The organism is Rhizobium sp. H4 (genome assembly GCF_003013335.1).
GTDB classification, from domain to species: Bacteria; Pseudomonadota; Alphaproteobacteria; order Rhizobiales; family Rhizobiaceae; genus Rhizobium; species Rhizobium sophoriradicis.
The window spans coordinates 1-704 of sequence record NZ_PSOW01000060.1; the positions used below are offsets into that span (position 1 = coordinate 1).

Genomic DNA, 704 nt, shown 5'->3' on the forward strand with positions numbered 1-704 from the left:
CCGAGAAGCCATCGAATCTCTGTTCTCTGCTCGGAGCCAACGAGCGAACCCCCTAAGAACCCATAAATTGTTCTCGACGGTACGCTCGGGAACCCTTCCGTCCCCTCGGCCGATGCTACCGTCGGGTAGAATTTCGTAGTTTCGGACTGCTTCCGCGAACTGGTTGATGCGGGACTCGTCATCGGGATGCATGCCCCGGCGGGCGGGGCGACCACGCTTGGCGCCGACGCGAACCTTGGTTGAGACCACGTGAGTCTCCGTTGCGGCATCGACGTCTTGCTGCCCCGAACCCCTCTCCGGCGCCAGCGACTGCGGCGTCACTCGCATCGAACCGCCCACGGAACTGCGACGCGGCACACGGTCGCCGGCGTCACTATCGTGCGAACCGAGGCGCAAGTCGGTCGGATCCTGTTCCAGGTCTCGGCTCTCTGAATAGTAGTCGTCGATCCAGGCGTCCGTCTCGAAAGCTCCGGTCACGTCTTCGATCCACTCACTTACTTCGCGAGAATCGTCATCGCGCGGCTGGTTCCGTCTTGGGTACATCGATGCCGGTCCTCCGGAAATCAAATCTGGAACCTCGATCCTAATGCCTGCCGACCGCCGCCAAGCATGCTAAAGCCAGATCCAATCATGCCCTCAAGGCATGGCTGAACACTATATGCGACGGCTTGCCGACAATCGTCTGCACTCGACCATCAGGCCGG

Annotated in this window: 1 pseudogene; it reads right to left on the bottom strand. The window is 60.9% G+C overall.

Annotated features, from left to right (window positions below):
- Positions 1-477: pseudogene (locus C4N04_RS32035) on the bottom strand (hypothetical protein); the annotation flags it as partial.
- Between the last annotated feature and the right edge of the window lie 227 nt (positions 478-704).